Annotated in this window: 17 protein-coding genes and 1 pseudogene; 14 read left to right on the top strand and 4 right to left on the bottom strand. The window is 42.0% G+C overall.

Annotated features, from left to right (window positions below):
* Positions 1 to 33 precede the first annotated feature (33 nt).
* Together IEE86_RS01715 and IEE86_RS01710 are read right to left on the bottom strand one after the other, a co-directional pair.
* Complete coding sequence (locus tag IEE86_RS01715) at positions 34 to 1,845, bottom strand: assimilatory sulfite reductase (NADPH) flavoprotein subunit (RefSeq protein WP_191095652.1); 1,812 nt, start codon at positions 1,843 to 1,845, stop codon at positions 34 to 36.
* A gap of 271 nt (positions 1,846 to 2,116) precedes the next feature.
* Complete coding sequence (locus IEE86_RS01710) at positions 2,117 to 3,544, bottom strand: aldehyde dehydrogenase family protein (RefSeq protein WP_191095651.1); 1,428 nt, start codon at positions 3,542 to 3,544, stop codon at positions 2,117 to 2,119.
* A 211-nt stretch (positions 3,545 to 3,755) separates the two neighbouring features.
* Here IEE86_RS01710 and IEE86_RS01705 point away from each other — a divergent pair, with 211 nt between their 5' ends.
* From IEE86_RS01705 to IEE86_RS01695, 3 genes are read left to right on the top strand one after another with little or no spacing between them, the layout of a single operon-like run.
* The gene (locus tag IEE86_RS01705) at positions 3,756 to 4,181 is read left to right on the top strand and encodes a DMT family transporter (RefSeq protein WP_019744156.1); all 426 of its coding nucleotides are present in this window, start codon (positions 3,756 to 3,758) and stop codon (positions 4,179 to 4,181) included.
* 13 nt (positions 4,182 to 4,194) lie between these two features.
* Complete coding sequence (locus IEE86_RS01700; RefSeq protein ID WP_191095650.1) at positions 4,195 to 4,881, top strand: Crp/Fnr family transcriptional regulator; 687 nt, start codon at positions 4,195 to 4,197, stop codon at positions 4,879 to 4,881.
* A 21-nt stretch (positions 4,882 to 4,902) separates the two neighbouring features.
* Positions 4,903 to 5,388: a DMT family transporter gene (locus IEE86_RS01695; protein ID WP_191095649.1), complete on the top strand. Its 486-nt coding sequence runs from the start codon at positions 4,903 to 4,905 to the stop codon at positions 5,386 to 5,388.
* A 10-nt stretch (positions 5,389 to 5,398) separates the two neighbouring features.
* Here the strand turns inward: IEE86_RS01695 and IEE86_RS01690 are convergent, their stop codons facing one another.
* Positions 5,399 to 6,805: a phospholipase D-like domain-containing protein gene (locus IEE86_RS01690; RefSeq protein WP_191095648.1), complete on the bottom strand. Its 1,407-nt coding sequence runs from the start codon at positions 6,803 to 6,805 to the stop codon at positions 5,399 to 5,401.
* A 161-nt stretch (positions 6,806 to 6,966) separates the two neighbouring features.
* Here IEE86_RS01690 and IEE86_RS01685 point away from each other — a divergent pair, with 161 nt between their 5' ends.
* The 5 genes from IEE86_RS01685 to IEE86_RS01665 all read left to right on the top strand — a co-directional run bounded on the left by IEE86_RS01685 (position 6,967) and on the right by IEE86_RS01665 (position 11,562).
* Positions 6,967 to 7,743 (top strand): MurR/RpiR family transcriptional regulator, encoded by a 777-nt coding sequence (locus IEE86_RS01685; protein ID WP_191095647.1) that lies wholly within the window; start codon positions 6,967 to 6,969, stop codon positions 7,741 to 7,743.
* A gap of 130 nt (positions 7,744 to 7,873) precedes the next feature.
* Positions 7,874 to 8,788 carry a 1-phosphofructokinase gene (gene pfkB, locus IEE86_RS01680; protein WP_191095646.1) on the top strand — a complete coding sequence of 305 codons (915 nt, stop codon included), beginning with the start codon at positions 7,874 to 7,876 and terminating at the stop codon, positions 8,786 to 8,788.
* Positions 8,789 to 8,800: 12 nt separating this feature from the next.
* Complete coding sequence (locus IEE86_RS01675) at positions 8,801 to 10,216, top strand: PTS fructose transporter subunit IIC (protein ID WP_191095645.1); 1,416 nt, start codon at positions 8,801 to 8,803, stop codon at positions 10,214 to 10,216.
* A gap of 15 nt (positions 10,217 to 10,231) precedes the next feature.
* The gene (locus tag IEE86_RS01670; RefSeq protein ID WP_191095644.1) at positions 10,232 to 10,690 is read left to right on the top strand and encodes a PTS sugar transporter subunit IIA; all 459 of its coding nucleotides are present in this window, start codon (positions 10,232 to 10,234) and stop codon (positions 10,688 to 10,690) included.
* A gap of 2 nt (positions 10,691 to 10,692) precedes the next feature.
* Complete coding sequence (locus IEE86_RS01665; RefSeq protein ID WP_191095643.1) at positions 10,693 to 11,562, top strand: class II fructose-bisphosphate aldolase; 870 nt, start codon at positions 10,693 to 10,695, stop codon at positions 11,560 to 11,562.
* A 43-nt stretch (positions 11,563 to 11,605) separates the two neighbouring features.
* Here the strand turns inward: IEE86_RS01665 and IEE86_RS01660 are convergent.
* Positions 11,606 to 13,124 (bottom strand): annotated as a pseudogene (locus IEE86_RS01660) (MDR family MFS transporter); the annotation flags it as partial.
* A 170-nt stretch (positions 13,125 to 13,294) separates the two neighbouring features.
* On the opposite strand from IEE86_RS01660, the gene IEE86_RS01655 reads away from it, so the two are divergent.
* The 6 genes from IEE86_RS01655 (at position 13,295) to alsE (ending at position 19,497) form a co-directional block, all read left to right on the top strand.
* Entirely contained in the window at positions 13,295 to 13,714 is a 420-nt protein-coding gene (locus IEE86_RS01655; protein ID WP_224740775.1) for a MarR family transcriptional regulator, read from the top strand.
* 423 nt (positions 13,715 to 14,137) lie between these two features.
* Entirely contained in the window at positions 14,138 to 14,413 is a 276-nt protein-coding gene (locus IEE86_RS01650) for a DUF3986 family protein (protein ID WP_224740729.1), read from the top strand.
* 730 nt (positions 14,414 to 15,143) lie between these two features.
* A complete protein-coding gene (locus IEE86_RS01645; RefSeq protein ID WP_263479564.1) occupies positions 15,144 to 17,216 on the top strand; it encodes a BglG family transcription antiterminator in 2,073 nt (690 codons plus the stop codon).
* 15 nt (positions 17,217 to 17,231) lie between these two features.
* Positions 17,232 to 17,498: a PTS sugar transporter subunit IIB gene (locus IEE86_RS01640; RefSeq protein ID WP_191095639.1), complete on the top strand. Its 267-nt coding sequence runs from the start codon at positions 17,232 to 17,234 to the stop codon at positions 17,496 to 17,498.
* A gap of 25 nt (positions 17,499 to 17,523) precedes the next feature.
* Positions 17,524 to 18,786 carry a PTS ascorbate transporter subunit IIC gene (locus IEE86_RS01635; protein ID WP_191095638.1) on the top strand — a complete coding sequence of 421 codons (1,263 nt, stop codon included), beginning with the start codon at positions 17,524 to 17,526 and terminating at the stop codon, positions 18,784 to 18,786.
* An 18-nt stretch (positions 18,787 to 18,804) separates the two neighbouring features.
* A complete protein-coding gene (gene alsE / locus IEE86_RS01630; RefSeq protein WP_191095637.1) occupies positions 18,805 to 19,497 on the top strand; it encodes a D-allulose 6-phosphate 3-epimerase in 693 nt (230 codons plus the stop codon).
* Positions 19,498 to 19,560: the final 63 nt, after the last annotated feature.

Raw genomic sequence — 19,560 nt, 5'->3', positions numbered from 1 at the left:
GTAAGTAAAAGCTCCTTTCTTTCAAGCATCAAATCAATAAACGTCACGCTGATAGCGTTTTTGCTGCTGCAAGTTCGCTAAATAGCTTTCTGCTTTCTCTTTGCTCATTGCACCTTCCTCTTGGATGATCGATAGAAGGGTACGATGAACATCATGCGCCATATGCTTTTCATCTCCGCAAATATATACATAGGCACCTTGCTCCAGCCATTCGAATAATTCTTTACTTTGTTTCTTCATTTGGTGCTGGACATATACCTTTTCCTCTGAATCTCTTGAGAAAGCCACATCCATTTTCGTTAAGACACCATCTTTTAACCACTTTTGCCATTCTGTTTGATATAAGAAATCCGTCACAAAGTGCTGATCACCGAAGAATAACCATGACTTTCCGTTTGCACCAATTTCCTCACGCTCCTGCATAAACGAACGGAAAGGAGCGATGCCTGTGCCTGGTCCGACCATAATAATCGGTGCATCAGGATCGTCAGGAAGCTTAAAGTTTTGGTTGTGCTGAATATAAACAGGCAGCGTATCACCTGGCTGCAAGCGCTCTGCACATAAGATCGAGCAGACACCTTGACGTTCTCTCCCGTGCGCATCATATCTGACAGCACCGATTGTCAAATGAACCTCATCTTCATTTGCTTTGAGGCTGCTTGCAATCGAATAAAGACGTGCAGGAATTTTTCTTAAAATAGACGTAAAATCTGCTGCTGTTCCTTCAAAAGGACCGAAATCACGAGCTGCATCTATTAGGTCCCGGTCAGCTATATATTCTTTCAGTTTTTCTTCGTTTCCTTCTTCTAAAAGGGCATGCAAGGCTTCGCTTTTTGTCAGTGCAGCGATCTTTTGAAGAAGTGGTTTTGTTAAAACCGTAATCTCAAAATGCGAGGTGAGTGCTTCTTTTAAAGGAAGAGTGTCTCCGTTTTTATGAATGGTGACGGCTTCCTCTGCATTCCATCCGCATGTTTTAATCAGTTCATCGACAAGCGCAGGATCATTTGTCGGGTAAATGCCAAGGCTATCACCTGGCTCATAAACGAGGCCCGATCCTTCAAGAGAAAGCTCTAAGTGACGTGTTTCTTTATTAGATCCGCGTCCATTTAGGTTGATATTTTCAAGCACTTCAGCATAAAAAGGATTGGTTCTTGAGTATTCAGAAACGGCTTGATTGTTTACTCCTTCTGATTCTTGCGGCAGTGATACAGCTTCACCTTCACTCAAAGAGGAGGAAACGCCTTGAAGCCATTCTGAAAACGGCTCATCATAATCAAGGTCACAGTCCACTCGATCAAAAAGACGCGTTCCGCCAAGTTCTTTTAAACGCTCGTCAAATTCTTTTCCTGTCTGACAGAAGAATTCGTAGGAGCTATCACCTAGTGAAAGGACAGAATAGCTTAAATGGTCAAGCTTTGGCGCACGTCTCCCATGAACATATTCATGGAAAGAAAGGGCATTATCAGGCGGATCGCCCTCGCCATGTGTGCTGACGATGATCAGTAAATTGTTTGTTTTTTTCAGATTATTTGGTTTAAAATCTGACATAGAAGCGAGCGTCACTTGGAAGCCCTTCTTTTCAAGATGCTGTGCTGTCTTTTTTGCTAACCCTTCGGAATTGCCGGTTTGTGAGCCATAAAGTACGGTCACATCTTTGCTGACAGGCTGCGCAGGTGCTGCGGCAGAAGGGACCTGAGTAGCAGTTTCTGATCCGGCTAGAGCTGTCTGTGCTGATAAATAACCGGTAAGCCAAATTTTTTGTTGATCTGTTAAAGCCGGAAGCAGCTGATTGAGTAGCTCTGCCTGCTCCTGGCTAAACGGACTGTTCAATACATGAAGTTGCAACGATATCCACCTCACAAGGAATATAAACATAGATTAATTCGATAGGAATTATATATATAGGTTCAATTTGAACTTTACCGAAAGTTTGCCATTAAGTAAAATATATAATATTGATTGTCATGATTAAGATTTCTAATGACCAAAAATGCGCAAATAGGGGAGAAGGCATAAAAAAGGAAAACGGATCACCGTTTTCCTTCACATTGGTGACAAAGGGCTAAAATAATGTTGATTTTAGCCCTTTGCCTTCTTTTCCTTTTTTCTATTTCACTTATGCTGTTGGAAGTCCCATCACAGCTTTCACTTCTAAATATTCCTCAATACCGAAGTCTCCCCATTCTCTTCCGATACCAGATTGCTTAAAGCCGCCAAACGGGGCATAGTAATCTGTTTCGGCATTGTTAATGGTGATTTGGCCAGCACGAATATGTTCAGCGACATATTTTAATGTTTTTTCATCTTTCCCAACCACATACCCAGCAAGGCCATAAACCGTATCATTGGCGATTTCAAGGGCATGATCTAGATCTTGATACGTGATCACACTCATGACCGGTCCAAAAATTTCTTCTTGCGCAATGGTCATATCATTTTTCACATTGGTGAAAATGGTATGCTTGGCGAAATATCCTTTATCTATTCCGTCCGGCTTTCCAGTTCCCCCAGCAAGCAGGGTAGCACCTTCTTCAATTCCTTTTTCAATATAAGATTGCACGGTATCCCATTGCTTTTTGGAGACAAGCGGGCCAGTGGCATGATCTTCTCTCGGGTCACCGACTGTAAATTTCGGCAGGGCATTCAGCAGCGCTTTTTCAAATGCGTCTTTCATTGATTCTGGAATAAGCACACGTGTAGCTGCAGAGCATACTTGACCTGTATTCATCGCAATATGATGAATGGCGGTTTCGGCTGCCTCATCCACATCTGCATCATCTAAGACGATCAGAGGGGATTTTCCGCCAAGCTCAAGGGCCACTTTTTTAATATTATCAGCAGCATTTTCCATAATTTTAGAGCCGACGGCACCTGAACCTGTAAATGAAACAAAATCAATATCAGGGTGTGAGCTAATGCCGTCACCAATGACGTCACCAGTTCCGTTTACTAGATTAAAGACACCTTTTGGTACACCTGCTTCATCAATGATTTCCGCAAGAATCATCGCGGCAAATGGGGTAATTTCCGCAGGCTTTAAAACGACAGGTGATCCTGCTGCAGTGGCACCAGCAATTTTAAGTGATGTTTGATTTGTTGGGAAATTCCACGGTGTAATGAGTCCACTGACACCAATGGCTTCCTTTATAATGGTATGTCCGCCGCGGTCCTCAGTAAATGTATAAGATTTAAGTGCCTCCGCTGCTTTAGAAAAATGTTCATGACCCATTTTGTAATGAACCTCTTCTGATACTTTAAGTGGTGCACCAAGCTCTTGGGTCATCACTTCTACAAGTTCATCCTTACGCTTTTCGTACCCGCGCACGATGTTTTCCAGCATATCTACTCGTTCATGTCGTGATGTTTTTGAGAAAGAAGGGAAGGCGGCACGAGCTGCTTTCACTGCTTTATCTAAATCTTCTTTTGTTCCTAAGCTAATGGTGCCAATGACTTCCTCTGTAGCAGGGTTGATGACCTCCGTCGTTTCGTTTCCTGTTGATGCAACCCATTCTCCGTTAATAAAATGTTTCTCTTGATTTCTCATTTTGACATGTCTCCTTTTTATATGTGATTCATTCAATATTCTGTTTTCAGCTCATATAAAACTGTACCCACTGTGAAAAATCTAAAACGAAGAAACTGCAAAAGAAAAAGTTTCTGATATAATACGCAAAGTGGGACATATGTCCTTTTCAACATCAGGGCATCTATCATTTAATAGAACTAGACTGAAAAAAGAAGGAGCTTTTGAACGAATGAAAGGTGTTATTTTCGCTTTATTAGGAGGCGCTTGTATTACACTACAAGGCGTAGCCAACGCCAGAATTAGTCAAGATATTGGGACGTGGCAGGCGGCAACCATTACGCAGCTGACAGGGTTTATCATCTCTCTCGTCATTTTACTCATCGTACGGGATGGCCACTTTAAGGAATACAAAAAAGTGCAGCCTCTTTATTTAATTGGCGGTGCATTTGCAGCCATTATTATTTTTAATGAGGTCACTGCCATTCAAATCATTGGTGTAACACTCACGATCGCTGCTTTACTCATCGCACAGCTTGCGTTTACCTTTGCCATCGATGCAAAAGGATGGTTTGGTGTACAGAAGAAGAAAATGAAATGGCCTCATTATGCAGGAATACTGTTGATGATCGCAGGCGTGATCATTTTAAAGCTATAAAGGAGGGCGTTAAATGGAAGAGCTTCATGATGAATCTCTTTTTTCCTCTTATCTCAAGGCACATCAATTACAACATATCTTTCATGAGAACTTAATGTCACATGTGACGTTGTGGCACTTTGAGCAAGGTGAGCTGATTTGTTCGAAAGGGGATAAGAGGGAGTACATGTACTTATTAGTGAAAGGAAAATTAAAGATTTTCACCACCACAAAGGAAGGAAAAACCTTTATTCTTTGCTTTAAAAACCCTCTTGAAGCGATTGGAGATATTGAATACGTCCAGCAGACAGATATGGTCAATACAGTCGAAGCCGTCACAGAAGTACATATGCTCAGAATTTCTCATCAAGCACTCATGCGCCATGCGAAGGATGACCCCCGCATTTTAACCTTTTTGCTAAAAGGCATCACAAACAAATTTTATACGAAATCAAACGATTTGAGCTTCCACCTTTTATATCCTGTGGAGGTCAGGCTCGCAAGCTACTTATTGTCTGTCCTAACAGGTGATGACAGTGCGAGCGAACGCCCACTTCGCCTCACTGATGCGGCAAGCTTAATTGGAACGAGCTACCGCCATCTTAACCGAGTCATTCAGCAATTCACGGAAAAAGGGCTGATTGATAGGCAAAGAGGGAACATTACGATTCGTGACCGGAAAGGGCTCTTAGAAATAGCAGAGCACAACATTTATGAATAGAAGAAATGAAGGGATGTCTATATGATCATAGGAATACTATTAGCAATCACTGCTGGCGCACTCGTCAGCCTACAAACCATTTTTAACAGTAAAGTCAATGAGCATACAGGCTCTTGGTCCACGACGACCCTTGTCCTTGGAATGGGCTTTATAGCTTCACTCTTGATGGGCCTTATGTTAGAAGGAACTGGCATGTTTCAATTAAGACATATGGAAGCTTGGTACTGGATAAGCGGAGCCATTGGGGTAGGGGTGGTCATCTGCCTTGTTCAAAGCATCAAACGTCTTGGCCCCACTTATGGGATTTCGATTGTCCTCACCTCACAGCTAGGCTGCGCGCTTTTGTTTGATTCGCTCGGCTGGCTCGGGTTAGAGAAAGTGGAATTTTCTTTGACAAAACTAATAGGTGTGATTGTCATTGTCGCTGGGATCTTGGTATTTAAGCTGACCAAATTAGAGCCAGCAGACGAGAATCCATCGCAAGAAAAAGGGCTGCTACAAAAGTAGCCGCCCTTTTTTAGATCAATCGCCGCCATAGAACCGTTATCGCGGATAAACCATTTAAAAGGAGCCTTTTCATCAAAGGCTTTTTTTTATGCCCGTACGTGCTCGCCTTATATTCTGTGTGGTCCTTAGCGACAAGAACACTATAGGCGATTTTTCGCTCTATTGCCTTCGTAAGCGATAATGCAAATGGTGCACTATCAATCACCAAAATCGATTCCGTATTTAAAAAACTGGATCTGGCATCTAAATTATATGTCCCGATAATACTTAAATAATCATCAATTACCATCGATTTTCCATGAATGGAATACGGACCTTCATATTCATACAAATGAACGCCTGTTTTCATCAGTTCCTTTTTCGTGCTTAAATATCCTGCAAAAGCTAACGGATTTGGTGTCGCTGTAAGAGAATTTGTGACAACTGTCGTTTGAATCTCACTAGCTAAGGGAGTGAGTCCGTCTTTCATCGGGCGTGTTGGGATGACATAAGGTGTTTGTATGAGCACAGACCGCTTTGCCCGATGAGCGAGATCGTTTAGCTTTTTGAGCAAGAGAGGACGCTTATTGAATCGCTCCACTGGATTTGTGAAAAAGGCAATCTGTTTCACAGGAGTGGCATCTGCTGCCCAATCAAAGGAGGACATGACAAAGGGTTCTTTCGTGCGCATTGCTTCTTGATAAGACCTAAGAAGCTGTTTGCGCAATTTTAACCCTTTTTTCGCTTTTTGCTTAGAGAACACATCTTTTGTTCTTTTCGTAAAATCATGATTCCATAAATAGACGAAATATTGCTCCATTTCATCTAATACTTTTCCTTTTTTGCTGTTATAAAGAAGCACATCGCGGTCATAAGCAAAGTCCTTCGGCGGCTGATCTGCAAAGTATTTATCACCGATATTTCTTCCGCCCATTACAGCGACCCTTCCATCTGCCAATAGCAGCTTATCATGAAGGCGATTATGCCACGTCCATGGCTTGAAAAAACGAAAGGGCTCATAAAAACGAATCGACATGTTTGGATGATTTGCCACAGCATAACGCAAATGCTTCAGCGGTCCGCGCAGGCTGTGGCAGATGCCATCTAACAAAAGCTGGACTTTCACTCCTCGATCAGCAGCTTCAATTAAAGCCCCTAGTATCCATTCGGCTGTTTTTCCCTTTTGAATGGAATAATAACTTAGACGAATGATCTTTTTAGCCTCGCGAATCATTTGGATTCTGACCTGGCCAGACTCAAACCCGTCGTCAAGAAGCATGACTTGATTTGTGCCTTGGTCGTCTCCTGAGATCGATGAGGCTTTATAAATGCAATGCTCCTTGCATGCTTTTTGTACCGGTAAATAAAACAAAACAAATGCGGTCAAAAATACATATACGACATAGAGAAGAATCAGAAAAAATAACAGATGAAGCATAGGTATCAGCTCCTTTCAAACAGACACGGCTTTTTCGTAGTTTATGTTAAAAATAAAATTTAACTCATATCACCTTCTAATAAAAAATACAGGACAAAAGAATCACCTTGTTTTCATAGGGCATTTAATTATAGTATGAAATAAGTAAGGGGGAATCCAAATTGAATGAACCATTATTTAATATTCCAAGTGATGTGTATCAAACATTAAGTGAAACAGAACGGTACTTACTCCATTATATTCACCAGCATTTAGAGGATATCTCCACCTTATCCATCGTCACATTAAGTGAACGAGCCAATGTGTCGACAGCCACGATTGTCAGACTGATGAAGAAAATTGGTTACAACGGCTATACATCCTTTAAATATCGTTTGAAACAAGAAAAGAAAATGACTGATGAAAGCGACCAGCTCAAAAATATCGATGAAGACATTAAACTCGCCATTCGAAAAAATGAAGAAGAGGTTTTAAAGACGATACAGCTGCAAAGTATTGGGCAAATTGAAGATGCCGTTCAAAAAATACATGATGCAGATAAAATTTATATTTTTGGCAGAGGCTTTTCAGAGATGATTGCCAAAGAGATGACCATTAAATTACAGCTCATCGGAAAAATATGTGAAGTACATGACGACCCGAATATCATTCGGTTAAAATCGCGAGACATTGACAAAAACGAACTGGCCATCTTTGTTTCATTAAATGGTGAAACAGCAGAGCTCGTGGAAGCTTGTCAAAATCTCAGTATGAAGCAGGTCACGACCATCACCGTCACAACAAGAATTGATTCTACATTAAGTAAAATATCTGACATGACACTAGTCGGATATAAAGGCGAACAATCTTTCTTCCCAGATTATGAAGTGAGGTCCCGTCTTTCTTTGCATGTTATTGCCCGCATTTTATTAGACGCCTACGTGATCCGAATGAAATAGCCGATAAGAAAGCCTTCTAGACTTTGTGCTGGAAGGCTTTTCCTCATGAAAACCTTTACACAATCTGAAAACATTTTGACTGAATCGTATGAGATACTTTCTTTAGAGAAAAGAAAGAAGGTGAAACCAAATGATTTATACCTGCACCTTAAACCCTGCTATTGACCTATATATTGCATTAAAAGAAATGCGGGCAAATACAGTGAACCGCACGGAAGATGAAGATTATCAACCGAATGGAAAAGGCGTCAATGTGTCGATTATGCTAAAAAAATATGGTGTTAACAGCACCGCATTAGGCTTTATTGCCGGGTTTTCTGGTTCTTATATAGAACAATCCTTAAAAGACCTTTCCATTCGAACAGATTTTATCCCAGTTGAAGGAATCACGCGCATTAACGTATTTATCAATACAACAGAAGAATACAAGCTCGTGAATCAAGGTCCTGCCATTCAGGAAAAAGCACTTCACGCCTTTCGTGAGAAAATTGTAGCAATCCCGCAAGGCGGTATCCTCATTATGTCAGGCAGTCTGCCAAAGGGCGTACCAGCCAGCATTTTTTCAGAAATTGCGGCAATTTGCCATCAACAGAGCGTCAAATTCATTTTAGATACAAGCTCAGTAGCGGTTCTTGAGACGCTTCAGTACAAGCCGTATTTATTAAAACCGAATGAAGAAGAAATAGCCGCTTTTTTCGGCAAAACACATCCATTGTCAGAAAAAGAACTCATTCAATCAGGAGAAAAACTTATCGAGATGGGTGCAGAGCAAGTGCTCATTTCCCGCGGAGGAGAAGGAGCTTTATTCATGGCGAAGGACGCCGTAATAAAAGGAAACGCACCAGCAGGCACAGTGGTAAACACTGCTTGTTCAGGAGATGCCATGCTCGCAGCATTTATTAGTAAACAGCTTGAAGGACATTCACCTGAAGAGTGCTTACGCTACGGCATTGCCACGGGAGCATCTACCGCATTTTCTAAAGGCCTAAGTGATTTACATGACATTCATGAATTGATTGACCAAATACACATTCACAAGATATAAGGGGGAATAAACATGAGCCGTAAAAAAATTGTCGCTGCAACTGGGTGTCCCACAGGCATTGCGCACACATTTATGGCAGCTGAGGCATTAAAAATCGCTGCTGAGCAATTAGGGGTCGATATCAAAGTCGAAACGCATGGTCAAGTTGGAATTGAAAACGCTTTAACTGATCAAGACATTATGGAAGCTGATGGGGTCATTGTGGCAGCTGACAAAGATGTGCACACAGACCGGTTTCACGGAAAACCACTCATAGAAGTGCCTGTATCAAAAGGCATTCGTACGCCTGATGAGCTGATCCAGAGCATTTTAAATGGAGATGCTCCCGTTCATCAAGTGAAAGGAAGGGCTTCTGTAACGGAGAAAACATCTGCTCCTTCACCCTCTCAACAAAAGGCGGCAAATAAATGGATACACACCATCTATAAACACTTAATGAATGGTGTATCACACATGCTTCCATTCGTCGTAGGAGGCGGGGTCTTAATTGCCATTTCTTTTCTATTCGGCATCTATTCTGCTGATCCTCAGCATGAAACGTATCATCCGTTTGCTGCCTACTTGAAAAGCATTGGCGGACTCGGCTTTAGCTTAATGGTGCCTATTTTAGCAGCATTTATTGCTGATTCAATCGCTAGACGCCCAGGGATGGTTGTCGGATTTATCGGCGGTCTGCTTGCAAACGATGGAGGCGCTGGATTCTTAGGTGGTATTATCGCAGGTTTTGCAGCAGGGTATATCATCGTACTCCTTCAATTCCTGCTTCAAAAATTACCTGCATCACTTGACGGATTAAAATCAATCTTCATCTATCCTGTCATCGGTATTTTCTTCATTGGGGCTGTTATGACCCCTCTATTAGTTCCTATTACAGGGCTAAATAATTCATTAATGGATTTCCTCTCATCCGTTCAATCCACAAATCCGCTGCTCTTAGGCTTAATTGTTGGAGCGATGTGTGGATTTGATATGGGTGGTCCTTTTAACAAAGCAGCCTATGTGACAGGAACGGCTTTACTTGCACAAGGCAATCTTTACTTCATGGCGGGTGTGTCAGCAGCATGTATCACACCACCGCTTATCATTGCGATTGCCACAACGATTTTCCGAAAACATTTTACACCGCAGGAACGAAATGCAGGGGCCATCAACTATATTCTAGGAGCGACACATATAACAGAAGGGGCTATCCCATTTGCGGCTAAAAACCCGATTGTTGTCCTGCCAATTATCATGTTTGGTTCCGCCATCTCTGCTATATTGACGTATCTCTTTGGCGTACAGGTTCCAGCTCCGCATGGCGGGTTCCTTGTCCTTCCAGTCGTCACAGGCGCATTCCAGTGGGTGCTTTCCATATTAATCGGATCACTTGTAGGTGCCATTTTATACGGACTTTACCGCAAGAAAATAGACAAACCGGCCGTTTAATAGGGAGGAAGAGAAATGATGGAACATATTTATATGAATCTTCATGAAACCGCGTCGTCACAGGCTGGCGTTTTCGCTGCCATTGCTGACATTGCTTATAAAGCAGGTATTTGTACATCACTAGAGGATGTTAAAAAGGGCTTAGCTGAAAGAGAAGCACTAAGCACAACTGGATTTCAAGATGGATTTGCCATTCCGCATACACAAACAGACGCCATCACAAAACCAGCACTCGTGATCGTCCGCACTGAAACCGGCATTGAATGGGACGCTTTTGATGGAAAGCCTTGCTTTTTCTTCTTATCCTTACTGATCCCCAAAAATGAAGCAGGGACCACTCATCTAAAGGCTCTTTCTGCTCTTTCACGAGGATTAATGGATGAAGCGAAACGACAAAAGCTGCTCGAAGCAAGAACAGATGAAGACATGCTTGCTATCTTAAAAACAGACATATTGACTAGAGAGGATGTTTGACAATGCCTTTACTTTCAACAACACCGATGCTAGAAGCCGCAAAAAAAGAACAATACGGAATCGTTGCATTCAATGTGCACTCCTTTGACAGTATCTATTGGGTGCTCGAAACGGCCGCAGAATTAAAATCACCTGTCATTTTGCAAACAACGGTTGGAACAGTTCAATCTCTTGGAGCAAAAGCGATTGCAGATACAGTCAAGGCGGCGGCTGATCAATATCAAATCCCAATCGGTCTGCACCTGGATCACTGTACGGACTTTGATGTGATTCTCACCTGTATTCGAGCGGGGTATACATCCGTTATGATTGATGCATCCATGCATTCATACGAAGAAAATGTACGCCGCACAAAAGAAGTCGTGAACCTGGCATTAAAAGTAGGTGTGAATGTCGAGGCAGAGCTAGGCAAGGTTGGCGGAGTAGAAGATGATATCGTAGTAGATGAAAAGGATGCTGAAAAAGCCATACCATCTGAGTGCCGTCAATTTGTAGAAGAAACAGGGGTACCCACTTTAGCGCCTGCGATCGGCACCGCCCACGGCATTTATAAAGGAGTACCGGATATTGACTTTGACCGTATTGAACAAATTGCATCGCTTGTCGATGTACCTCTTGTCCTGCACGGTGGTTCCGCTGTACCAGACGAGGACGTCAGACGATGTGTCGCACTTGGTATGGCAAAGGTCAATGTCTCAACTGAACTCAAAAATGCATACTCCGAGGCCATACGTGATCATTTCTCAAACGAGCCTGAAAGCTTAGATCCACGTATGTATTTACAAAAAGCAAAACAAGCAGCAAAAGACATGGTCACATCGAAAATACGAATCGTTGGCAGTGAAGGAAAAGCATATCCTTTATATCAATAAGACAAAAAAAAAGCAGAGCCGCATCGCTCTGCTTTTTCACATCATTCGCTTTCTTTCATTTCATTTGATGTGCGTACTCGTGCATTCCCCATAAATACGACCGTAATCGCCGCAAGCGCAATCGGGAATAACGCAATCAAAAATACATACGTAATACTTTGTGACATCGCATCAATGACTTTATTTAAAATATCAGGCGGAATTTGTGAGCGGGCACCCTCTTGGAAAATGGCTTGTGGATCGCCAATTTGAGAAGGGCTTCCTTTCATTCCACTAAAGGCATCTGTTAAGCGATTCGATAGGACATTGGTTTGAATCGTCCCAAAAATCGTGACACCAAGTGTCATGCCAAGTGATCTCATAAATGAATTGGTCGAGTTTGCACTGCCGCGGTAGCGCGGAGAGAGATCATTCATTGAAGCTGACGGCAGAAGGGAGAAGCTGAAGCCGACACCAAATCCTGATATCATCATAAAGATTGTGAGCCACAGTCTAGCTGTATCTGGTGACATATTGGCAAGCAGCAGCATCCCAGCGAAAAATGAAATGACAGAAATGGTCATAAGCCGTCTAAATGGCACCTTCGTCTGCATCGTTCCGCCAATCATACTGCCAATGACAGACCCAATCATCATCGGTGTTAAGATGAAGCCTGCACTTGTCGCAGATTCACCGTACACCGCCTGTACGAAAATAGGGATAAAGACAGCAAGAATAATAAATGTCCCGCCATATAAAAACGCCAAAATTTGAGATGTCGCAAATAAACGATTTTTAAACATCCAAAATGAAATAATCGGTTCCTCCGCTTTACGCTCAACAATAAAGAAGATGGTACCAAAGACAACAAACACAGCAAATAGTGTCAGGATTTGCACCGAATCCCACGCATAAGATTTACCGCCAAGCTCTAATGCGAACATCAAGCTCACTACCGCCACGACAAGTGTGATAGCACCTGACCAGTCAATTTTTTGCTTGCGATGTTCTAGCGATTCCTGATAGTATCTGGCAATCAAGAACACACTAACAATACCAATTGGCACGTTAATATAGAAAACCCAATGCCAGCCGATTGAATCTGTGATAATAGCTCCTAAGAGTGGTCCTAGTACACTCGATAAACCAAACACTGCACCAAACATACCGGACATTTTTCCGCGCTTTTCAGGCGGGAAGATATCAAAGATAATGGTGAAGGCGATCGGAAGAAGGGCACCGCCGCCAAGCCCTTGGATAGCTCGATAAATAATGAGCTGATCCATCGTTTGTGCGATACCGCACAGCGCAGATCCAATTAAAAAGAAAATAAGTCCAAACAGAAAAAAACGCTTTCGACCATACATATCAGAAAGCTTTCCATAAATCGGCATTCCAGCCATTACTGCCACCATATAAGAAGCCGTCACCCAAGCAAATTTATCAAAACTGCCCAAATCTGCTACGATGCTTCCCATTGCTGTTGCTACAATGGTATTGTCCATCGCCGCCATAAATATTCCTAACAGCAAACCGATGACAACAAAGCGAGTGGATGCCTTGCCTTGATCCACAGTATTCATTTCATTTACCTCCTGCTTACGTTCTCTCCTTATTTTTGCTATGATCAACTTAAATATAAAGTCAGAGAACATTTATCTTGATGATCAAGATAAATTGATTTTAAAGGGAGGAGAACAAGTTGTCAATAAAGAACGAAGCAGAAGACAAAGCGGATCTGATCATACATACGATGAGGCGCCTCGCCACACGAACAGTTTTATTCCACCAAGCGGCCGCTCAATCGCTCGGCCTTTTTCCAACAGATCTCAAATCAGCGGATTTATTAAACGAACTCGGCCCCCTCACAGCAGGGGAATTAAGTGAAAAGACAGGCCTTAGCTCAGGTGCCGTCACAGCTCTTATTGACCGGCTTGAAAAAGCTGGCTACGCTAAAAGAGAAAAGGACCCAAAAGACAAACGAAGAGTCATCATTGTCCCGCTAACAGCGGGGAAATCACAGGTAAAAGAACTCTTCCAATCCTTATCGGCATCAACAAAACAGCTTACAAACGAATACACACGAGAAGAATTAGACTTGATCATTCAATTTATTACCGAAGCGGCAGATATGATGGACCAAGAGCTGCAATTGCTTAAGTCTAAGTCGTAAAAAGTACACTGATGCCGGTGTGCTTTTTTATGGAAAAAAGGATCCAAAGGCTACACACATTTTCTGAAGATGTGTTCAGCTGAAAGTATGACTGATGATAAAAGGAGGATTGAACTAAGAAAGATAACGCTCAAACAATCAAAACCGTGGTTTCTGTTTTATCGCATTTATTAGATGGATACTTTGGAATCTCATGCGAGAAGGAAGATAACAGAAAAGGGGCTTTTTCCTTCTCTACTGAATGAGGAATATCTAAATGAAATTAAGGTCCGGCAGATAGAAAGAGCGCTAGAAAACAGCAAAGGTTGATATTATTTTAATGTCATTTGGCACAATAAAACATGGAAGACCTGCTGTTCTACATTATCACGTTCCACCTAATCTAAAAGATCACCATGTTATTTTCTAAAGGAGAGATCAACGTTGCTTAATTTAGACGATACAATGCATTTACATGTAGGTTATTATGAAAATAATTTAGATTACGAAGGTGTGTTTTTTAAAAGTTTAGATTCAGGAAAATGGTTATTGTTTTTTGATCAAGAAAGCTATGGTGTAAAACTTGGACAAAAATATGAAAAATACGATGATTTTGGTTTGTTGGTTGGAGAGTATACTATTGATGATGAACATATTGAGGATAAAGGTGATGAATTATTCGAACGGTTTCTAAAGGAGAACGGTTTAATAAAGGCATAGAGTGTTGGTGTAATACGTTACAATAAAACAACAGGATATAGAAGAAGACAAAGCCAAATTGTCAAATAATATCTAAAGTTTCTTTTTTGAAGAGAGCTACTTGATAACAAATAAGGAAAAGTCTGAGTCTTTTCTGTATGAAGACGCTTTAGAAAATAGGTTGCTTGATGGAGACTTTGAAACTGTCCTTCAGAAGTATATTGATTCTGAAGGGGATGCGTTTTGGGAATAATAGAACTAAAGTGTCCATGTTTATGGGCACTTTTTTATTTGTATTACCGAGAAAATATGGTGCCTTTTTTCCTGTTTGGAGCATCATATGATAGATACATAAAAAACGAACGAAATATTCTGTCCAGAAGAAAGAGCCTGCGGATACTGATTCATTGAGCACATTTAGTGCCTTGATTAGTGTCCGCTTTTTTATACAGAACTAAGCTGTTGAAAAATGCGACCAAACGAGAGGAGCATGCTCAGCTGGTCTACGGCAGCCGTATCGAGGACAGCGTTTCTTTTATGAGGATCGACTGTACTTGTCGTCCTCTCGAAGTATAGTCATCAAAGGGTAAGTAAGCTCACTGAAAACAGCACATTCATACGGGTGTGCTGTTTTCTTATGGCAAAAGAGCACCCAAAAACCTGCACAACATTTGCTGAAGACATTTGGGCTTCTTTGACGCATGTGAGTTGATTAGACTTATAACCAAAGGGAAGAAGGGAGGAATTCCAACTGCACTTAACCAAAAGGGGCACTACTTTACTATCAATGCTGCTTCACGCGACATCTTATTTATCAATAGAAGATTTACAGAATCGACTAAATGTCTCTACTCGAACCGTCTACACTGAAATCAAACGCATGAATAGCTGGCTGGAAACTCATCAGCTTAGTGGTGTTCAGCGAAAGGATCAACTTGGCTACTATTTAAACCCACATGAAAAAGAAGTCATTATTCAAAAAGCCGACACCATTCTCGTTGGCCATGATTATGAACCATGTGTAAAGGAAAGAAGGGCCATCCTGCTCTTATCCATTGCATGCAGTGAGAAACGCCTAAGAATTGATGATTTTATGAAGATGACAAAGGTGAGCCGGAATACATTGCTTGAAGATATGAAACAGCTAAAAGAAGCACTTTCAAAGCAGCAGCTCACACTCCACTATCAGGCAGCCTGTGGCTATTTGATTTCAGGTGAAGAAAGAGCGATTCGATTGGCGCTGAAACCCTATATTCATTTCATTCGCACAATGATAAAAAATGAAAAAACGTTTCCATCGTTTTGGTTAAAGGGGCCTATTTCATATAAACGGTTACACCATCTACTCGAGCAGTCAGAACAAGAGCTTAAGCTCGAGTTTGCAGATGACATGCTGGATCAGCTGTCTTTGGATCTCTTTTTCTACTTCAAACGGATAAAGCTAGGACGTGCTGTACATCTTTCAAACGAAGAAAAGCGTACATTGCAGGAAACAGATGAATGCTTGGCGGCTATTCGTTTCATGGCACGGATTCAAAAAGAAACCGGCCTTCATGTTCATGATGATGAAATCTATTTCCTTAGTACGCTATGGCTTAGCGCCAAGAAACAAAAGCTTCCATCAAGTAAAAAGCCAGAAGAGCATCTCATTCGCACCATTGCCAGACAAATGATTTTTGACTTCCAGCGGTATGCATGTATTTCCTTTCAAGAGTACGAAGCCTTGGAGCAAAACTTGACGATGCATCTCATCCCGGCCTATTACAGACTCATCTATCACATTGATATCATCAATGAATTAACAGATTCTATTAAAAAAGCACAGCCAGAGGTGTTTGACATGACTCAAAAGGTCGTATGCCATTTAGAACAGGCGACCTGCTCAAAGATGAGCGACCATGAAATTGCATATGTGGCGATGCATTTTGGTGGTTGGATGAGAAGAGAAGGGATTTCACCAATAGTGCGGCGTTCTGTATACATTGTGTGCGGTGAAGGAATTGGCACAAGTCACATGCTGAAAACACAGCTTATCGAATTAATCGGTTACATCGAAGTACGTGAGCTATTATCAAAGCGTTCATATGAAGACATGTCATCCATTGATGTCGACTTCGTTGTATCAACAACACCTATTTCGTTTAAAGGAAAACCCGTTCACCTCGTTCATCCTATTCTCACTGCCTATGAGAAAAAAACGTTGCTTCAATATGGGGAAGGCGCAGAAGCCAGGCTTGATGAGAAAAATGTGGACGCTTTATTCAACATTATTCAGCAGCATACCATCATACAAAATGAAAAAGCACTGCTTCGTGATCTTAAGGAGCTGCTTCATCCCGCATATGTATCCCATCAGAAAGGGTGGAAACCAGTGTTAAACGATTTATTAACAGAAAAAACCATTCAGCTCCAGCAAACGGCAGAAACGTGGCAAGAGGCCATCGCCAAAGCAGCACAGCCTTTACTCGATCAAAATGCCATTCAGAGAAGTTATGTGGAAGCCATGATTCAGTCCGTTCATCAAAATGGTCCTTATATTGTCATTGCACCACAAGTAGCCATTCCGCATGCTAGACCAGAGGATGGCGTGAACAAATTAAGCATGTCACTCATGTCATTCGAACCGCCCGTTTTCTTCTCTAACGATGAAGAAAAACAGGTTCGCCTCATCATTGTACTAGCAGCCATTGACAGTATGACCCACCTGAAAGCACTCAAACAGCTGACCATGCTGTTAAGCGAGGAAAAACGGATTCAACAATTGGTTGAAGCAAAGGAATTAGCATCAGTTCAAGAACTAATTGATCAATTTTCACAAATATAAAGGAGGAAAAAGAGAATGAAAAAAATTCTTGTTGTGTGCGGAAACGGATTAGGAAGCAGCTTTATCGTAGAAATGAATGTCAAAAAAGCATTAGAAGAGTTAGGCCTTTTTGCTGAAGTGGATCATACCGATCTCAGCACAAGTAAAAATGAACAGGCCGATCTGTATATCGGAGCAACAGATATTATTGACCAGCTCGATGACGGCACAAGAAAGGTCGCTGGATTAAATAACTTGTTAGACCAGGAAGCCATTAAAGACGTCCTTCGCAAACACATATAAGCCACGAAAAAGGGGGATTCACATCATGATAGAACTGATTATGAACGATATATTGGGCACACCGGCAATTCTCATCGGTTTGTTTGCACTGGCCGGTTTACTTTTACAGAAAAAATCGGCCGCAGATACTGTGTCAGGCAGCTTGAAAACAACCATGGGCTTTTTAATATTAGGAGCGGGTGCCACAGTCGTGTCTGATTCACTTGGGGTTTTCAGGAAAATGTTTGAAGCAGCCTTTCACATTCAAGGGGTTGTCCCAAATACAGATGCCATGGCGGCCATTGCTCAAAAGGAATTCGGTACACAAACGGCTCTCATTATGATTTTTGGCATGCTGGTTAATCTAATACTGGCAAAATTCACGCCCTTTAAATACGTCTTTTTAACAGGTCACCATACCTTGTATATGGCCGCAATGCTTGCAGTCGTTCTCTCGACAGCCGGCATGCAAGGAGGATTTCTTGTCACCACTGGTTCGATTATATTAGGCACAGCTATGGTCATTGCACCCGCTATTCTTCAGCCATTCACAAGGAAAGTTACCGGAAGCGATGATCTCGCGCTTGGACACTTCAGTACCCTCGGTTATTTTACAGCGGGAATGATCGGCAAATGGGTCGGTCGTCCAGAGAAATCAACGGAAACCATTCAAGTGCCTAAATCACTCGGCTTTCTAAGAGATACATCGGTTGCCATTTCGATTACGATGGCTTTGCTGTTCTTTGCGATTGCGCCGTTTGCAGGAATTCCCTTTATAGAACAAATGAGCGGGGGCACGAACTTCGCTGTCTTCATTCTCATTCAGGCTATTACCTTTGCCGCTGGTGTGTACATTATTTTAGCAGGGGTGCGGATGGCAATCGGTGAAATCGTGCCTGCTTTTAAAGGAATTGCCGATCGATTTGTGAAAGGTGCAAAGCCGGCACTTGACGCGCCAACCGTTTTTCCATTTGCTCCAAATGCCGTCATTATCGGTTTTTTATGCAGCTTTGCAGGAGGCATCGTATCCATTTTTCTTTTACCTTTGTTTGGTTTAACGGTCATTGTCCCTGGTCTTGTCCCGCACTTTTTTTGCGGCGCTACAGCAGGGGTGTATGGCAATGCAACAGGAGGGGTGAGAGGTGCTGTCGCCGGGGCCTTTGTGAATGGATTACTTCTTTCCTTTTTACCTGCTTGTTTACTCCCTGTGTTAGGAACCCTTGGCTTTGAAGGGACAACTTTTGGAGATACAGACTTCGGGATCATCGGAATTTTAATTGGATTGATCCAGCTTTTATTTCATCTTTAAAAAAGGAGGAGCCTGAGAATGACAGCCTTTTTTTCACCTTCACTGATGTGCATGGATTTAACGCACTTCCGTGAACAAATACATCTTCTTAACACGAGAGCAGATCGGTACCATGTCGACGTGATGGATGGTCATTACGTGAAGAATATCACCTTATCCCCCTTTTTCATTGAACAGCTTCGAAAACTGACAGATGTACCGATTGATGTTCACCTTATGGCCGAACATCCCCAGGAATTTTTAATCGATTCATGTATTGATGCAGGCGCAACGATGATTTGTTTACACCCAGAAGTCGTGCAAAAAGACAGCTTTCGAATCATCCGGCATATCCACCAAAGAAAATGTGAGGTTGGCTTTGTGCTAAATCCCGCCACACCAGTTTCAGCATTAGATGCTTATATTCATTTAATAGACCGAGTGACCATCATGACGATCGATCCTGGGTTTGCCGGACAGCCTTTTATCCAAGAAATGGTTCAGAAAATCAAAGAGGTGAAGGATGTAAAAGAGAAGGGAGGATACTCGTTTTCAATCGAAGTAGACGGCTCTTGTAATGAAAGCACCTTCCGCCTCCTTGCTGAGGCTGGAAATGAGATCTACATCATCGGCACCTCAGGTTTATTTGGACTTCACGAACAACTTGACATCGCTTGGGAAAAAATGAAGCAATTGTTTGCAAAAGAAACTGCCTCAATTGAATTTCCATAGTAAAAAAGAGGATGAAAACCGTCCTCTTTTTTACGTAAATTTACTAAATGCCTTACACACTCA

Source organism: Bacillus crepusculi (assembly GCF_014764715.1).
GTDB lineage: Bacteria > Bacillota > Bacilli > Bacillales > Bacillaceae > Bacillus.
Note: the sequence above shows the minus strand (reverse complement) of the source record. Positions and strands in the feature narration are given on the sequence as shown.